Source organism: Sphingomonas sp. Root720, from assembly GCF_001428605.1.
Taxonomy (GTDB): Bacteria; Pseudomonadota; Alphaproteobacteria; order Sphingomonadales; family Sphingomonadaceae; genus Rhizorhabdus.
Genome location: NZ_LMID01000011.1, coordinates 771,535 through 788,680 on the forward strand (window position 1 = coordinate 771,535; position 17,146 = coordinate 788,680).

Here is a 17,146-nt window from a genome sequence, read left to right on the forward strand (position 1 = left end):
GAAGGCGGCGACCACTTCGCAGGATGAGAGCGTGACCGGCGGCGGCGCACGCTGGCCGTCACCCGTCCGGGCCTGGTCAGTCGTGATGCTCCTGGCAATGCTCTATTGCCTCTCGTTCATCGACCGGATGATCCTGACCCTACTGGTCGGGCCGCTCAAGGCGGACCTCGGCCTGACGGACACGCAACTCGGCCTGCTTCATGGGCTGGCTTTCGCTATGTTCTATGCGACCTTGGGCTATCCGCTAGGTCTGCTGGCGGATCGCATCAGCCGCAAGTGGCTCATCATGACCGGCGTGCTGCTGTGGGTCTCGATGACGGCCCTCAGTGCCTTCGCTCAATCCTTCTGGACGCTGTTCCTGTGTCGCATGGGGCTGGGGCTGGGCGAAGCCGCGCTGTCGCCGGCCGCGCTGTCGCTCATCGCCGACTATTTCCGTCCGCAGATGCGCGCGCGGGCGGCCAGTGTCTTCATCACCGGAGCCTCGGTGGGCGGTGCGCTGGCAGTAATGGTCGGCGGCTGGCTGGCGGGAGTTGTGGGGCAGGGCGGCTCGGTCCATCTTCCCGTCTTCGGTGACCTCCGGACCTGGCAGCTCACCTTGCTGGCGGTGAGCGCCCCGGGCTTCGTGCTGGGCCTGCTCGTCATGCTGATACGCGAGCCCCCCCGGCGCCAGTCCGTCGAGACGCAGCAGACGAGCGGCATCCTCGCCTATCTGCGTTATCGGCGTCGGCTCCTCTCGTTTCACATCGGCGGCATGGGGCTCTGTGCGGTCTGCACCTATGCCTTCAGCATGTGGATTCCGACCCTCCTGATCCGCGAACTCGGATGGACTCCCATCGATGTCGCCGGTCTTTATGGCCCGGCCTTGCTCGTCGCATCGGTGGTCGGCATGATCGGCGGCGGCATGCTGGCGGACCGGGGCGTCCGGGCGGGCGATCCGGGCCGGACGCTCAAGATCGCTTTCTGGAGCATGATCCTGCTGATGATCTCGGCGATCCTGATCACGATCGTCGCGCGCGATACGATGTCGATGATGGCCAGCCTCGCGCTGTTCAACATGGCCGGGGCGGCGCCGTTCGGGGTCAGCCTCGCCGCCCTGCTCGCGACCACGCCCAACCGTTTCCGCGGCCAGATCACCGCGCTGTATCTGTTCGGCCTGACCTTCGGGGGATTTGCCGTCGGTCCGCCGCTCGCCGGACTGTTCAGCGATCATCTCTTCCCGGCGAGTTCGGGGCTGGCCCATGCGCTGGCCCTGCTGGCGGCGCTGTCGCTGCCGTTGGCGGCCGTGTTGCTGGGGTGCGCGATCAAGCCCTATCGCGCCGCGGTCGAGGACCTGAAGCTCTGGGAAAACCTGCCGGCGGAGGCCGATTCCGGCGCGTCGGCCGCGCCCACCAGCATTTCATGATGCCGGCAATCATTTCCTTGTAACGGGCTCGGAATTGGCTGTCTTGGTCAATGGCTGGCCAATAATATCCGATGTGGATCGAGCCCACCCATTAAATACCATAACCACCCATAGATCCCGGATCGGAAACCGACTGTATCAAGATACTATCATCCTGAAAATATCGTCCCAGTAGCGACTTGAATTAGAAGGCTTTCTATAAAAAGGGGATAGGAAACATGTATTTCAAAAAGATGAACGGTCTTGCCTCTGTGAAGGGGGCTACATGTTTAGCAGCCATCGCCGGGGCGATCTGTATACCCGCGCCGTCCGCAGCGCAGGCCGCCGCCGATGAGGCCAGCGCAGGCGGGGCGATGGACATCGTCGTCACCGCCCGCCGCAAGAGCGAGAATATGCGCGACATTCCGGTCGCCATTTCCGCCGTGAGCGGCGACCAGCTCAAGACCGCGAACATCGCGGCCATTCGTGATCTCGTCGTGACCCAGCCCGCATTGTTCGTGTCCTACGGATCGGCCGCCCCGTTCACGCTCATTCGCGGCTTCGGTTCGGGATCCAACGGCTCGTTCGATCAGGCCGTCGGCAAGTTCGTCGACAATGTCGTCTATGCCCGCGATCAGGATGCGCGGATCCCGCTGTTCGACATCGATCGGGTCGAAATCCTGAAGGGCCCGCAGGTACTGCTCTACGGCACCAGCACGACGGCAGGTGCGCTCAACATCACCACCAAGAAGCCCGGCGATCAGCTGGAGGCCGATCTGTCGACCTCTTACGAGTTCAACAATCGCGAAATACTGACCCAGGGCGGCTTCACCATCCCCGTCGCGGAAGGCCTCAGCGCGCGCTTCGCGGGCTTTTACAACCGGCTTGCGAAGGGGTGGATCCGCAACGACATTTCCGGAAAGACCGAGCCGCGCGACAACAAATATGCGCTGCGCGGAACGGTGAAGGTCGAACCTTCGCCCAACCTGACCTTCTACCTGAAGGCGGAATATGATCATTTCAACCAGAAGGGCGGCGTGCTGCAGCCTTATGTCCAGAATGCGATCCCGGCGATCGCCTTTCCGGAAATCAAGCTGGATGGGCACCGATCCGTTACCAACGATGTCGCGCCCTTCGGCAATACCGACTTCTTCCGTCTGCGGAACCAGACCTACCAGATCGATGGACAGCTGATCCTTGGCGGCGCGACGATCGCCACCACCACCGCCTATCGCACGGAGCTCTATCGGATCGGTATCGATGCCGATGCTTCTCCGCTCGCGCTGTTCCACGCGCTCGTGACCACGCATTTCAATCAGTTCAGCCACGAAGCGCGGATCTTCGGCGATGTCGGCAAGCTGGAATATCTCGCCGGCGGATATTACGAGCGGAACCGGTTCAAGATCGCCAGCGCCAATTTTTTCAACATCCAGCCGCTGGGCGCTCCCACACCGCCCGTCGGCCGCTATTTCATCCTCGACCGGGTGACCCACACCTATTCGGGTTATGCGGACCTCACCTATCATCTGACCAGCAAGTTCAGCGTCGAGGCCGGGGTCCGCTATACGAAGATCAACATGACGGCGGATCAGTCGGCCATCGCCTTCTCCATCGTGCCCGGCATGGACGACTTCACCGAGGCGCAATATCTCGCCCAGCAGAACAGCGCCCTCAATTCGGCTTTCTCGCGGTTCGGCGGAGCGCCGCACGCCTTCTTCGGCCTGAAGAACCGCGAGGATCACTGGCAGCCGCAGGTCGTGACCCAATATAAGTTCAGCGACGAACTGATGGCCTATGGCAAGTTCGTCAAAGGCGCGCGGTCGGGCGGTTTCGACGGCGTCTATTCGGGGACCGACCCGAACCAGGCGGGTCGCTTCGGTCCCGAAGCTGCCAAGTCGTTCGAGATCGGTCTCAAGGGGCTGGTGCTGAACAATCAGCTGAGCTTCTCGATCGATGCCTTCCGGACGACCTTCAAGGGGCTGCAGGTCTCGGTGTTCGACGGGGTCGCATCCTTCCAGGTGGCGAACGTCGGCAAGGCCCGGACTCAGGGCGTGGAGGCGGAGCTCCTATGGAAGCCGGTACGAGGTCTCTCGATCAACCCCGTCTTCGCCTACACGGACGCCAAATATCTGAGCTATCCGGGTGTCGCCTGTTATTATGCCCTGCAGATCGCGACCCCGGCCGGGCAGGTATGCCGACAGGATCTTTCCGGCACCGCGACCGTGATGTCGTCCAAGTGGAGCGGCGGCGTTCGGATCAACAACGAACATGCGATCTCCGATGATCTGCAGATGATCGAAGGCTTCGAAGCGTTCGGGCGCAGCCGCTACATGGCGGGGACGATCAACAATCCGAACCATTACCAGAACGGCTATGTTCAGATTAACGCCCAGTTCGGCCTCAAATCGACGGACAAGCGTTGGGAAGTCGCGCTGTTCGGCAAGAACCTGACCGACAAGCAGTTCAAGGAGTTCGCGGCGCAAACGGTGATCGCGTCGGGTGGCGAGATGGCGTCGATTTCGCGCGGCCGTCAGATCGGCCTGCGCGTCCAGCTGCAATATTGAGGTTCGGCGAGCGGTCCTGCGAGCCGCTCGCCATCCTTGGTCGAACGTTTCCGCGCCGTTGGTGCGGGAGCGTTCGGTCGATTGGTGCGGCACCACCCGTAAGCTGTGCCGAACCACTCGCGGGACCGCCTTGGTCGGGATCGCACCTGCAGACAATCTCTCGGTCGTAAACCGAACCGGAGCCTTTTCATGCGCATGCGCCAGTACAAGTCGATCCAGTCGTGATTCCGCAATCGGCGCCCGCGGAGGCGAGTTCGGGCAAGGTTCCGTGGCTGCTGCTGCTGCGCCTTGCCATCGTCAATTCGATCGGCTTTTCGGGTTCAACATTGGTCCCCGTATGGGTGAGCGGCATGGGGGAAAGGGTAGGGGCCGAGCCATGGTTCGGGGGTTTCGTCGCCACCAGCCAGCTGATCGCGACCGCCCTGTTCAACCTGCTGACGCCCGTCCTTTTCGCGAAAGTGCGCCCCGACCGGCTCGCGAGGATGATCCTGCCGGCGGCGGCGCTGATCTATCTTGCGACCCAGGCTGCCACCCCCGAGCTCCTCTTCGGGGCCTGCCTATTGGCGGGCGGGCTGCTCGGCATCGTGCTCAACGCGACGAACCGGATCGTGGCGGAATCGGTTCATGTCCAGAAGGGCTATGTGATCTTTCAATTGACCGAGAGCGCCTTTTCGGCAGCGTTCATCATGGTCGGGACGCTGGTCGTCGCGACCACCGACATCGTGCGTATATTCCTGTGCAACGCGCTCATATGCGTCGTGGGCGTGGCGCTGCTCCACAGATTGCCGGTGAAGCGTATCGCACCGCAGGTCGACCAGGGCATCAAGGCGACGATCAGCCCGATGGCGATCCCGGCCCTGTTCGCGATCACGCTGTTCTTCATCGGCCAGAACGGCATCCTGTCCTATTCGGTCCCGCTTGGGCGGCTGATGGGGCTGGAGCCGTCCTGGGTCACCGGGACGATCTCGATCGGCCTGGCCGTGGCGCTCATCGGCGCGATCCTGGCGGATGTGGTCGGCGAACGCTGGGGCATGCGCCTGCCCATCGTCGGCTCGACCCTGGTGCTTGCGCTGGTCTTCCAGGTCATGACGCTCGGCGGGGACAGCAACCTGTTCCTGGCGGGGCTGTTCTGGATGTCGACGACGACGATGTTCATCGTCCCCTATTTCTTCACCCTGCTCGCGAAACTTGACCGATCGGGTCGGATCGCATCGGTCGGGCCCGCCTTCCTGGTGGCGGGCGTCGCGTTGGGATCGGGCATGGGGGCGCTCGTCAGCGCCCGGCACTCGGCCATGTGGATCGGGCCGGCGGCGGGGATTTCGCTGCTGCTGTCGGCGCTGCTCATCCTGCTCGCGACCCGTCGGATGCGGTCGGCCGCTGATCGATCGGATCGGTGACGATGCTGTCCTCCGGGCGTATGAAAAGCCGCGCCTTCCCGGAGGGGAGGGCGCGGCGGTCTTTTGGGCGATGTAGAGGCTGGTCGACGATCGGCGGCTTTCGATCGACGATCAGGTCGGTGCGGCTTCGTCCTGGGCGAAGGATTTGATGTCGAGCGGTTGCTCGGAAAAATAGACCGTTTCCAGGATGCTCGATATTCTGTCGTCCTCGACCGTGAAGAAGCAGAAGTCGTACATGCGGTTCTTCTTGCCGGTCTTGTCCTCGAAATCGACGGTATAATAGCCGACGACGTTGTCGCCCTCGACGACCACGCGCTCGAAGGGAATGTTGAACCTCCACTTGGCCATCTGCGCGCGCAGATCCAGCGCGTGCTGCAGATGGGTCGCGTGATCGTGGCAGATTATGTCGCCGTTCAGGTACATCGGCGCTCGCGGCGTGAAGATCGCGGCGATATGCGCCAGGGTCATGTCCTCACCGGTCGATCCCACCCGGTTCAGCCAGCGAAACAGCCGATAGACGGCCTCCAGCTTTTGCTCTCGTGCCATGATGAAGTCCCGTTGCGCAAAAGCCCCGCATGGCGGGGCCCGGAATCATGTGAAAAAATGGCCGGGGCTTTTCAACCCCGGCCAGTCGGACGTTGACGCCGTCAGAAGCGGACGTTGGCTTCGATGCCGTAGGACCGCGGGGTGTTCATGGTCCGCAGCGTCAGCACCGGGCCGCCGAGCGGCGCGAAGTTGGCTGCGTTGGGGCCGACGACTGTCGGGAAGCGGGTGTTGGTGATGTTCTTGGCGAACGCGCCGATCGACCAGTGCTCGCTGTCGAGGAACAGTCGGAGATCCGCTAGATTTTTCGGTCCTGTGCGGAAGCTGTTGTCCGCGGACCAGTAGATCGGTCCGCGGCGTTCGAAGCTGACGAACGGACGAAGCTCTAAGTCGCCGCCCAGCGGGATGCGATATTGCATCGAGCCGGTCACGCTATAGCCATTCGACTGGGGCGTCTTGTTGTCGATGGTGGCTGGTTGCGCAGCGAAGCCCTTGATCACGCTGTCGGCGGTACCGATCCCGAGCGTCACATCGAGCCGGTCGATGGGGCGAGCCGTCATTTCGAGCTCGAACCCCGTCTTGCTGGTCTTGTCGATATTCGTCAGATTCTGCGCCGGCGGATTGGTGGTGACGAAGTAGATCTGCTCGTTCTTGAGCTCGATATAATAGACGGCGCCGCTCAGGAATAACCGGTTGTCGAGGAAGCTGCCCTTGAAGCCGAGTTCGTAGCTCCAGTTGGTTTCCTGGGCATATTGGCGCTGGGTGCTCGTCGCCGCATTGAACCCGCCGCTGCGGAAGCCGCGCGCAACGGTCGCATAGGTCTGGAAATTCTGATCCCAGTTATATTTCAGAGACATCTTCGGCTGGAGCGCCTTGAACGACTTCGCCACCGCATTGTTCGGCGGGGCGGTCGAGCCATCGTCGTCGGAGCTGCGCTTGTCATGATCGTAGCGCAGTCCGAGCGTCAGCTGGAACGCCGAGCCGATGTCGGCCGTGGTCTGGCCGAAAACGGCGTAGGCCTTGCTCCGATTATGATCGTTGCTGTCCTGCAGGAACACGGTCGGATTGAGCTCGAACGGAATCACCAGGACGCGCCCGGTCTTGCGGTCCTGGTAGAAGCCGCCGACGAGCCAGGTGATGCCCGAGCTGTTGTTCGAAGCCAGGCGGACTTCCTGCGAAAAAGCGTCGATATTGATCCGCACGTCCTGCGTGAGCGCGGGCAGCGTGGAGAAATCGCCGTCCCCATATTGGGACTGGCGCGCGCGGTTGCGGTAGCTGATGGATGACAGCGTCGCGCCGCCGAAATCATAATCGACCTTCAGCGACCCCTCGTACAGTTTCCTGTAAAGGTCGAGATCGAGGTTGGTGGCGAGGTGCGATCGCTTGTCGTTCAGGTCCGACTGTCCCAGCACGAGTTCGTTGCCGAACGAACCGAAAACGGAATCGGTGTAGCTGCCGCGGAGTTCGACGTTCAGGGCGCCGCCTTCATTGTAGATCAGCGCCGCCCGCACCGACTTGTCGTCGATCATGTTGGCGTTGCGGCGGGTTCCGACATTCGGAAAATAGCCGTTGAAGGCGGGATCCGGGAAGGTCGTGATCCGCTGCGCGGGATCATTCTTATAATTGCCGTCGAACTTGCGATAGGAACCGCTCAGCGAGAAGTAGAGCGCATCGCGGGCGATCGGCCCGGAGACATTCGCCTGGGCGACCTTGTCATCGCCGTTGGCGTAGGAAATTTTCGCCATCGCCGACAGGGCGTTGGTCGGCTTCTTCGTGGTGATGTTGATGGCACCCGCGATCGCGTTGCGGCCATAGAGCGAGCCCTGGGGACCACGCAGCACCTCGATGCGGTCGATGTTGACCAGATCGATGTTCAGAAAGGTGAGGTCGCTCAGCTGCACGCCGTCGATCACGATCGCCATCGGCGCTTCGGCGCCCTGCGGGGTGGTGATGCCGCGTGCGGTGAGCACCGTATAGGCCGGCCCGAAGCCGGTGTTGATGTTCACATTGGGGGTGAACTTCGAAAAATCCTCCACGTTCCGGACGCCCGCATTCGCGATGACGGTGCTCGATATCACGCTGATGGATTCCGGAACCTTCTGGAGGTTCTCCGAACGCTTGCGCGCCGTCACGACGATGTCGCCGGCGCTGCCGCCTTCAGCCCCGCCGGTCTGCGCCAGCGCCGACGTCGAGATCGCCGCGGTGGACGCCATGAGGATCGCGATAGTTCCACTACTGATTTTGATCATTGATTTCCCCTTTCGCGTCCCGGGGCATGTTCTGGGCTCCCGGGAAGAGATGGAAATGCTACGCGAGGGGTAGGGAATGGCCTCATCCCCATAAAGGTGGGTTGGCAGCAGAATAGAGGGGGAGCGCCGTTCGTCTCCCTGCGCGACCAAATAGCGCACCCTCTCATTTCCAGTGCGAAGCCGGATTAGCTTATCAGGATTGCCCTCGCGACTGTCATTCGGACCTCGCTATATTATCCTGGCCGGCACGTTCCGCCTGGTGATCCGGCCGCAGCCCTCGGACCTGGCAGGGGATAGCCTGAAACACCGAGCCCGCCGATGGCCGATCGACGAGTTTCTCGTCGACGAGCAGGTTGAAATTGGCACCCGGCAGCCGGCCGGCGATCTTCCAGTGCGGTTCTGCTACACGGTGGTCCCATCCATGCGGCAAGCAGAGGCTGCCCTGCATGATCTCGTCGGAGATCCGGATCTGGGTGGTCGCCGCGCCGGTTGCCGTGCTGACTTCCGCCCAGTCGTCGTCGACCAGCCCGAGCTGCGCGGCATCGACGGGATGGATGAGCAGATGATGGTCCGGCCTGCGCGCCATCAGGCGAGGGAGATTGTGCATCCAGCTGTTGTTGGAGCGAGCGTTGCGGCGACCGATCAGCAGATGCTCGTCATCGCTGGCCTGGTCGAGCAGGTGGCCTATGTCGTCGAGGATCGCCGGACAGGCCAGATCGATGCGCTTGCTCGCGGTCATCAGCCGACCGGGCATGCAGGGTTGTAGTGGGCCGAGATCGATACCGTTCGGTCGGGCCAGCAAGGCATCGACGGTGATGTCGGGACGCGGGCTGCGCGCCAATATGGCGGCGAGCATGGCCTCCGGCGTCGAAATGGGCGTAGCGGGCCTATTGCCGCGAGACGCGAGGCGCCGGGTCAACTCTTCTAATATCTCCCAGTCCTGCCGCTCGTCGGGGCCTGCCGGTAACAGCGCGCGGGTATAGCGGGCGGAGTTGCGGACACCGAAGCGGGCCGTGAACATCGGGTAATGATCGCGCTGGAGCAGCGAAACCGGTGGAAGCACGATGTCGGCCAGTCGGTTGCTCTCGTTCAGATAGAAGTCGATGGCGACGAAAAAATCGAGCGAGCGTAACGCCGTGGACATCTTGTTGCTGTTCGGTGCGGACCGCACCGGATTGCCGGCCAGCGAGACAAGTGCACGAACGCGGCCCTCGCCGGGGGTGAGGATCTCCTCGGCAAGTGCCGCGACGGGCATCAGGCCGCTGAACTCCGGATAGGCTGAAACCCGGCTATGCCATCTCCCGACGGCGCCCGCATCGGCTATCGACGGCATGTCCGGTGCGACATGATCGGCGAACATGACGCCGCCCGGACGATCGAAGTTGCCGGTCAGAAGATTGAGGAGCTGGATCGCCCATTGGCACAGGCTACCGAACCGCTGCACCGATATGCCGATTCGACCATAGCATGCCGCGCCTTTTGCATCGGCCAGATCGCGTGCGAGCGCGCGGATCACCTCCGGTGCGATGCCGGTCCGCAGAGCGGCGCGTTCGGGCGAAATCGTGGCGCAATGTCGCCGTACCGCCTCGAGACCATCGACATGATGGCTCATCTTGCCGAGATCGACGCGTCCTTCCTCGAACAGGACATGGATCATCGCCAGCAGCAGGAAGGCGTCGGTTCCCGGTCGGATGAAATGATGCTCGTCCGCGACCCTCGCCGTTTCGGTGCGGCGCGGATCGATCACGATCATTCGTCCACCCCGCGCCCTCAGTGCCCGCAGGCGTCCGGGAAAGTCGGGAACCGTCATCATGCTGCCGTTGGAGACCATAGGGTTGGCCCCGATCGCCAGCAGGTGGCTGGTTCTATCGATGTCCGCGACGGGCAGCAGGAACTGATGTCCGTACAGAGCGAGCGCGACCAACTGCACCGGAAGGATGTCGAGCGACGCAGCGGAATAGATGTTGCGGGTGGCGAGTTCGGCCAGAAACGGCGGGTAGTGGCTATGGATACCCAAATTGTGGGCGGTAGGATTGCCGCCATAGACGGCGATGCTGTCGCCGCCGTGGCCGGAGCGGATTTCGTGAAGCCGATCGGCTACCCGGTCCAGGGCCTCGTCCCAGCTACATCGTCTCCAGTCATCGCCATGTCGGATCATCGGCGTTCGCAGGCGATCGGGATCTTCAAGTAGATCCTTCAGCGCCACACCCTTGGGGCAGACATGGCCCCGGCTTGCCACATCGGCCGGATTGCCGCGGATCGACGTGACGGTCTCGCCGTCCAGTTCGACCAGCAGCCCGCACCCCGCCTCGCAGATCGGGCAGATGATATGCGACGACCGTTTTCCCGCCGACGGGGTAGGGGTCATTGCCCTGTGGTGTTGTCGAAGGCGTCAAGGGCGCGGGTGGAGTAGACCAAGGCTGCACCGGCGTTCATGGACACCGCGACGCCTAGGGCTTCGGCCAGTTCTTCGCGGCTCGCGCCAGCCTTCATAGCCTCGTTGCTATGGACTGAGATGCAGCCGTCGCAGCGCGTTGTCACGGCGACCGCCAAGGCAATGAGCTGGCGGGTCTTTTCATCGAGCCGGGCGGTCTTGCGACCGGCACCGGAGGCGGTGAGATAGCCCGCCACGGTGTCGGGAGACAGTTCGTGCAATTTGCCGACATTGGCGAGCAAATGATCGCGGGTATCATTCCAGTTCATGGCTTTCTTCCTGTGGTGGCGGAAGCCCCAAGCTAAATGACCGGCTGGGCTCTCACAATTGAGCCAACTAGGGCTGCGATATCGGTGCTGCTATTAATTCTCGAAATAAATCAGATGGATCATTGGGTTAAGGAAATTTTGTGCTCGGCGTCCCATCCCTTATCGATCAGACACCACACTAATTTTGTACAGAGTTCCGTTGGCGGGCATGTCGGCCTTGAGTGGCGCATTTTTACAGTCTGAGAGGAACTCAGGCAGGATGTTGGACGAACTGCAATAGACGCAGCGAGGCACCCGGACACGGGCTGAGGAATTATGGCCTTTGGCCAGATCGCAAGTTGGAAGCGCCTCGCTGTAGCCGACTAGAATGGGGCACATTGGGCCTGCTTCCTGCCGCGAAGCGAGCAATCAGACCCGTGCTCCCGCGACACTCGGGAGCGGGGCCTAGTAACCTCTCTACGCAGACTCGGTCACCAGTTTCTGGAGGCCGGGTGGCATGCGCGTATGTCCAGCCGGCAACGGTAAAGGCGCATGCGCCTGTGCGTAGCAGGTTACTAACATCCGGCTTTGGCCGTCGCCCCGAGAGGACATAGGCGCGACGAGACAAGCCGAGGCCAAGGCGTCGCCCGAACTGGGGACGTCGTGAAGAAGACATCACAGCCTGATACCGGAGCGCGCCGACGCATGCGCGGCCTCTGGCGGCCAACAATCTCCGTGGCATCGCTGACAGCGCTTGCCCTGACCGCAGCCTGCTCTCCGCAGGCGTCTGATTTGTCAATGGAATCGAACAAAGTCGATGCGGTGCAAAACAGCCAACAAGCGGTGAACTCTACGCCCTGAATGCCTCTGGCTCGTGCACTTGGGTCCATCTCACACCTGCCGAATGCGGGGCCGCGATCAATGAGATCCAGGACAATATCGGGCAGCGGATCAGCGGTTGGGAGAAGTTCCGGGATGGCCTGATCATCCAGCTGCAAGACGGCACGAAGATGTCTCTGGTCGCGGCGTATCGATTGCCTCGACCCGCCATATACGCCTTTGTCGCGATTGGCCGCGGGAATGCGGGGCTTTCGTGCTGGGCGGCGCATCTGGTGCAGTGCGTGGAGACGTTTTTAGACAGGCATGGTTGGGCTTCTGCGCGGCTCTTCTCAGCTACCGCTGATTTGTGGTCGGCAGATGCGATGCAGTTGAGACGTCAGGCAGATGCTGCGTGCACCTTTCGGTGCGATGTTTTCCTATAAAGTGGGGGCTTATAGAAGGCGGCCCATCGCGGCTGCAGCTTGATGCGGATCGCCTCGGGCGACCGCCTATTTCGCTAGGTGAGGCCGCCGTGTCGGCAAGCGGGGCGGGGAAGCGGACGACCGCTTTCGCCGACATAGCGGACGATCGGCGAGCCCTTCCGGTTTACCAAAAGCGGACCGTCGGCTTTTAGGCGCGGCCGCGGCAGCTTAGCGTCAGCTTGGGGGTGGATTGCTGTCCGTCCGTTTACGGGCGGCTCAACGTGAAACCTGCCGTCTCCTCGGTCAAGCGTCCGTCGCAATCTGCACATAGGTCGGAACGAGCATGTTTCTCCTGCGCGTATCCGAGCGGGTCGATCCGCGGCTGTCGCGGGCGAAGCGTCACGCGGGGAAGCGTTCGCCGGTCAGCGCCTGCACGTAGAACTTCTTCAGCATGACCAGTATGTTCTTCTTGACGTCCTCGCTGACGTCCTCGTGGTCGTATCCGAACTCGCCGATGAGGGTCTCGGGATAGGACAGCGACTTGGACAATATCAGCGAGGAGAAGCGCAGCTCCTCGTCGGAGCGGAAGGAGCCGCCCAGCTCGGCGATGAGGTCGTGGATGAACTTGAACCAGTTGGCGCGGTGGACCTTGTACTGGAAGGTCCGCTTGGCCGAGAGGTCGGCGATCGGCCCCGCCTGGAGCAGCGAGAGCTCCGGCCGGTCGAACCATATGTTGAAGACGATTTCGATGAACCGTTCGAGCTTGGCCTTGGGATCGGTGAATTTGTTGACCTCCTTGATGACCCGCTCGTCCAGTTCCTTGATGAGGTTCTCGTAGCAGGACCAGAGGACCTGCTCCTTGTTCTTGAAATGATAATAGATCGCGGCCGGCGTGATGTCGCATTCGCTGGCGATGTCCGGCATCGACGTGCCGCGATAGCCCTTGTTGTAGAAAAGCTTGATGGACGCTTCGATGATAGCGGCTTTGGTTCCGTCTTCTACGTCCATTGAACGCTCCATAAGGGGTATGGATTCGGGCAATCCATCTGTGTCTGTTCTTCGGGAATGGGCCCCGGCGGGGCGGAGGATCGGCTGCGCCGACGCCATCAGATCATGATGATAGGATGGTCGCCCCCGCCAACTGCCATGCCCGAACGCCTATGCAATATCTGCCGGCCACTATGCCAGAGAATAGCGCCGCGTCCATGATTGATCGTTCATTCAGTGCGTTGCGCGTGTGTCAGGCGCCGATGCGCGACAGGGCGAGGCCGGCCAGCGCGGCGCCGATCACGGGCCCGAGCACCGGGATGGGGGCGTAGCGCCAGTCGGAATCTCCCTTGCCGGGGATGGGCAGCAGCGCATGGGCGATGCGTGGGCCGAGGTCGCGGGCCGGGTTGATCGCATAGCCGGTGGTCCCGCCCAGCGACAGGCCGATCGCCCAGACGATCACCGCGACCAGATAGGGCGCGACGCCGTCGGCCAGGCCGTGCGGCGCGACCGCCGGGGACAGCATCGCGCCGATCGCGAAGGTCAGCGCGAAGGTGCCGATGATCTCGCTGATCAGGTTCGCCTTGACGTCGCGCAGCGCTGGCGCGGTGCAGAAGGCCGCGCGCTTGATCGCCGGATCGGCGGTGCCCCGCCAATGCGGAAGATAGTGGAGGAAGACCAGCGCGGCGCCGAGCATCGCGCCGAGCAGCTCGCCCGCGATCGCCTGCGGGATGCCGGTCCAGTCGCCGTGCCGGACCGCCATGCCGATCGCGAAGGCGGGGTTGAGATAGGCGGCTGCGCTGCCGCATGCCTTGGCGACGACGATGCCGACGAACACGGCGAAGGCCCAGCCGGCGGTGATCGCCATCCAGCCGGCATTCTCCGCCTTCGACGCCTTGAGCAGTGCGCCGGCGACGACCCCGTTGCCGAACAGGATCAGCGCGGCGGTACCCAGCAATTCCCCGAGGAAGATATTCACGCGGCATCGTCCGCCGCGGCCTGCGGCCGATCGATCCAGCCGAGCGACTTGCCGATCGCCTTCTTCCAGGACCGCTGGTGGTGGGCGCGGAGATCGGCCGGCATGGTCGGCCGCCAAGTCGCGTCGACGCCCCAATTGTCGCGCAGCTCCTGCGTCCCCGACCAATAGCCGACCGCCAGCCCCGCCGCATAGGCGGCGCCGAGCGCGGTCGTCTCGGTGATGCGGGGGCGGACCACCGGCGCGCCGAGCATGTCGGCCTGGAACTGCATCAGCAGCTCGTTGGCGACCATGCCGCCGTCGGTCTTGAGCGTGGCGAGGCGGATGCCGCTGTCGGCCTCCATCGCCGCGACCACGTCGCAGACCTGATAGGCGGTCGATTCGAGCGCGGCGCGGGCGATGTGGCCCCGGTTCGAGAAGCGGGTGAGGCCGGCGATCACGCCGCGCGCGCTGTCGTCCCAATAGGGGGCGTAGAGGCCGGAGAAGGCGGGCACGACATAGACGTCGCCATTGTCGGGCACCGATCGGGCGAGCGCCTCGATCTCGGGCGCGCTGTCGAACAGGCCGAGATTGTCGCGCAGCCATTGGACGAGCGCGCCGGTGATGGCGATCGCCCCCTCCAGCGCATAGCGGGGCGGCTCGTCGCCGAACTGGTAGGCGAGGGTGGTGAGCAGCCCGGCCTGCGACCGGACCGGTTCGGTGCCGGTGTTCATCAGCAGGAAGGAGCCGGTGCCGTAGGTGTTCTTCGCCTCGCCCGGCGCGAAGCAGGCCTGGCCGGCCAGCGCCGCCTGCTGGTCGCCGAGGATGCCGGCGAGCCGCGCGCCGTCGAGCGGCGGCGTCCGGATCGTGCCGTGCGCGCCGGACGAGGCGACGATCCGGGGCAGGCAGGCGTGGGGGATGCCGAAGGTCGCGAGCAGCTCGTCGTCCCATCGGCAGGTCGCGAGGTCCATCAGCATGGTGCGGCTGGCGTTGGTGACGTCGGTGAGGTGGACGCCGCCGTCGGGGCCGCCGGTCAGGTTCCACGCCAGCCAGCTATCGATCGTGCCGAACAGCGCCCGGCCCGCCTCCGCCAGCGCGCGGGCGCCGTCGACATTGTCAAGGATCCAGCGCAGCTTGAGCGCGGAGAAATAGGTTGCCAGCGGCAGGCCGGTCTTGTCGCGGAACCGGTCCTGCCCGCCGTCGCGGAGATAGTGCTGGACCAGTTCGTCGGTGCGCGTGTCCATCCACACCAGCGCGTTGTACAGCGGCCGGCCGGTTTCGCGGTCCCACAGCAGCGTGGTCTCGCGCTGGTTGGTGATGCCGACGCCGGCCAGGTCCGACGCGGTCAGGTTGGCGCGGGCCAGCGCGGCGCCGATCACCTCCTGGGTGTTCGCCAATATCTCCAGCGGATCATGCTCGACCCAGCCCGGCCGGGGATAGATCTGGCGATGCTCCTTCTGCGCGACGGCGAGGATCGCGCCCTGCCGGTCGAAGACGATGAAGCGCGAGCTGGTGGTGCCCTGGTCGATCGCGCCGACGAACTGGGTCATGGGTTTGTCCCTTGTGGCGAAAGCGGCGGCGCGGCGATGCGGTCCAGCCGTTGCGCGACCAGCGCGGCGGTGCCGGGCGGGACGTGCAGGCCGAGCTTCGAGCGCCGCCAGAGGATGTCGTCGGGATGCCGCGCCCATTCATGGGCGACGAGATAGTCGACCTCGGCCTCGGTCAGGCCGCCGCCGAGGTCCGCGCCGAGGTCGTCCATCGTCGCGGCGCCGCCGAGCAGCGCCTCGACCCGCGTCCCATAGGCCTTGCCGAGGCGGCGCAGCAGCGCGGGCGGCAGGCCGGGACGGCTGGCGACGAGCGCGTCCGACCAGGCGTCGAAGGATCCGCCGCCGATGTCGCCGCCGGGCAGCGGCGCCTGCGCGGTCCAGCCCGGCGCGACGGGGCGGCCGAGCGTGGGCAGCAGCTTCGCCATCGCATGCTCGGCGAGGCGGCGATAGGTGGTGATCTTGCCGCCGAACACCGACAGCAGCGGCGGTTCGCCGCCGCCGCCGTCGAGGGCGAGGAGATAGTCGCGGGTGACCGCCGAGGCGCTCGCCGCGCCGTCGTCGTGGAGCGCGCGCAGGCCGGAGAAGCTGTGGACGACGTCAGCCGGGGTCACCGGCGTGCGGAAATAGCCCGAGATGTTGGCGCAGAGATAGGCGACCTCCTCGTCGGAGATCGCGACCTCCGTGGGATGGCCGTCATAGGGGATGTCGGTCGTGCCGATCAGGGTGAAGCGGTCCTGATAGGGGATGGCGAACAGGACCCGGCCGTCGGGATTCTGGAGGATGAAGGCATAGTCGCCGTCGAAGCGGCGGGGCACGATGATGTGGCTGCCCTTGACCAGGCGGATGCGGGCGGCGTCGCGCCGGCCGAGGCGGGTCTCGAGCAGCTCCGCGACCCAGGGGCCGGCGGCGTTGACGATCGCGCGGGCGGCGACGGTGGTCCGCGCGCCCGAGCCGCGGTCCTCGATCCCAGCCTGCCAGACGGAGCCCGTCCGGCGCGCCGACAGCAGGCGGGTATAGGGGCGGATCAGCGCGCCGCGCTCGGCGGCGTCGAGCGCGTTGAGCACGACCAGCCGGCTGTCGTCGACGCGGCAGTCGGCATAGGTGAAGCCGCGCCGGTAGCCGGGCTTGAGCACGGCGAAGCCCGGATGGTGCGGGGCGACGACGGCGCGCGACGCGGGTAGCCGGCGGCGGCGGGCGAGATGGTCGTAGAGGAACAGCCCGGCGCGGATCATCCAGGCGGGCCGCTGCCCGGCGGCATGCGGGAGGAAGAAGTCGAGCGGGGCGATCAGGTGCGGGGCGATCGCCATCAGCCGCTCACGCTCCTGCAGCGATTCCCGCACCAGCCGGAACTCATGATATTCCAGGTAGCGCAGCCCGCCATGGATCAGCTTGGTGCTGGCCGAGGAGGTATGGGCGGCGAGGTCGTCCTGCTCGACGAGCATCGTCGACAGGCCGCGCCCGGCCGCGTCGCGGGCGATGCCCGCGCCGTTGATGCCGCCGCCGACGATCAGCAGGTCGACCGCCAGCGTCATATCCTCTCCTCTTTGCGATGCTTCTTGCGGATAAACTGAATGGTCATTTAATAAACTGGCTCCCGCCT

The 17,146-nt window shown here is 64.1% G+C and carries 11 protein-coding genes; 3 read left to right on the top strand and 8 right to left on the bottom strand.

Annotated elements, in window-relative coordinates:
* Positions 1-31 precede the first annotated feature (31 nt).
* From ASE22_RS14360 to ASE22_RS14370, 3 genes are all read left to right on the top strand, one after another.
* Complete coding sequence (locus ASE22_RS14360; RefSeq protein WP_082545885.1) at positions 32-1,402, top strand: MFS transporter; 1,371 nt, start codon at positions 32-34, stop codon at positions 1,400-1,402.
* Positions 1,403-1,755: 353 nt separating this feature from the next.
* Entirely contained in the window at positions 1,756-3,945 is a 2,190-nt protein-coding gene (locus ASE22_RS14365; RefSeq protein WP_056360619.1) for a TonB-dependent receptor, read from the top strand.
* Between the two features lie 221 nt (positions 3,946-4,166).
* Positions 4,167-5,342, top strand: a complete 1,176-nt coding sequence (locus ASE22_RS14370) for an MFS transporter (RefSeq protein ID WP_056360623.1) — start codon at positions 4,167-4,169, stop codon at positions 5,340-5,342.
* 111 nt (positions 5,343-5,453) lie between these two features.
* Here the strand turns inward: ASE22_RS14370 and ASE22_RS14375 are convergent, their stop codons facing one another.
* The 8 genes from ASE22_RS14375 to glpD all read right to left on the bottom strand — a co-directional run bounded on the left by ASE22_RS14375 (position 5,454) and on the right by glpD (position 17,078).
* Complete coding sequence (locus ASE22_RS14375; RefSeq protein ID WP_056360625.1) at positions 5,454-5,888, bottom strand: nuclear transport factor 2 family protein; 435 nt, start codon at positions 5,886-5,888, stop codon at positions 5,454-5,456.
* Between the two features lie 101 nt (positions 5,889-5,989).
* Complete coding sequence (locus ASE22_RS14380) at positions 5,990-8,098, bottom strand: TonB-dependent receptor (RefSeq protein ID WP_056360628.1); 2,109 nt, start codon at positions 8,096-8,098, stop codon at positions 5,990-5,992.
* Positions 8,099-8,348: 250 nt separating this feature from the next.
* A complete protein-coding gene (locus ASE22_RS14385) occupies positions 8,349-10,502 on the bottom strand; it encodes a molybdopterin-dependent oxidoreductase (RefSeq protein ID WP_056360634.1) in 2,154 nt (717 codons plus the stop codon).
* A complete protein-coding gene (locus ASE22_RS14390) occupies positions 10,499-10,837 on the bottom strand; it encodes a carboxymuconolactone decarboxylase family protein (RefSeq protein ID WP_056360638.1) in 339 nt (112 codons plus the stop codon). Before ASE22_RS14390 ends, ASE22_RS14385 begins: the two co-directional genes overlap by 4 nt.
* Positions 10,838-12,456: 1,619 nt before the next feature.
* Positions 12,457-13,065: a TetR/AcrR family transcriptional regulator gene (locus tag ASE22_RS14395; protein ID WP_056360640.1), complete on the bottom strand. Its 609-nt coding sequence runs from the start codon at positions 13,063-13,065 to the stop codon at positions 12,457-12,459.
* Between the two features lie 232 nt (positions 13,066-13,297).
* Positions 13,298-14,023 (bottom strand): MIP/aquaporin family protein, encoded by a 726-nt coding sequence (locus ASE22_RS14400; protein ID WP_056360643.1) that lies wholly within the window; start codon positions 14,021-14,023, stop codon positions 13,298-13,300.
* Positions 14,020-15,549, bottom strand: coding sequence for a glycerol kinase GlpK (glpK, locus tag ASE22_RS14405; protein WP_056360645.1), 1,530 nt, complete (start codon positions 15,547-15,549; stop codon positions 14,020-14,022). Before glpK ends, ASE22_RS14400 begins: the two co-directional genes overlap by 4 nt.
* Positions 15,546-17,078: a glycerol-3-phosphate dehydrogenase gene (glpD, locus tag ASE22_RS14410; RefSeq protein ID WP_056360648.1), complete on the bottom strand. Its 1,533-nt coding sequence runs from the start codon at positions 17,076-17,078 to the stop codon at positions 15,546-15,548. Before glpD ends, glpK begins: the two co-directional genes overlap by 4 nt.
* Positions 17,079-17,146 lie beyond the last annotated feature (68 nt).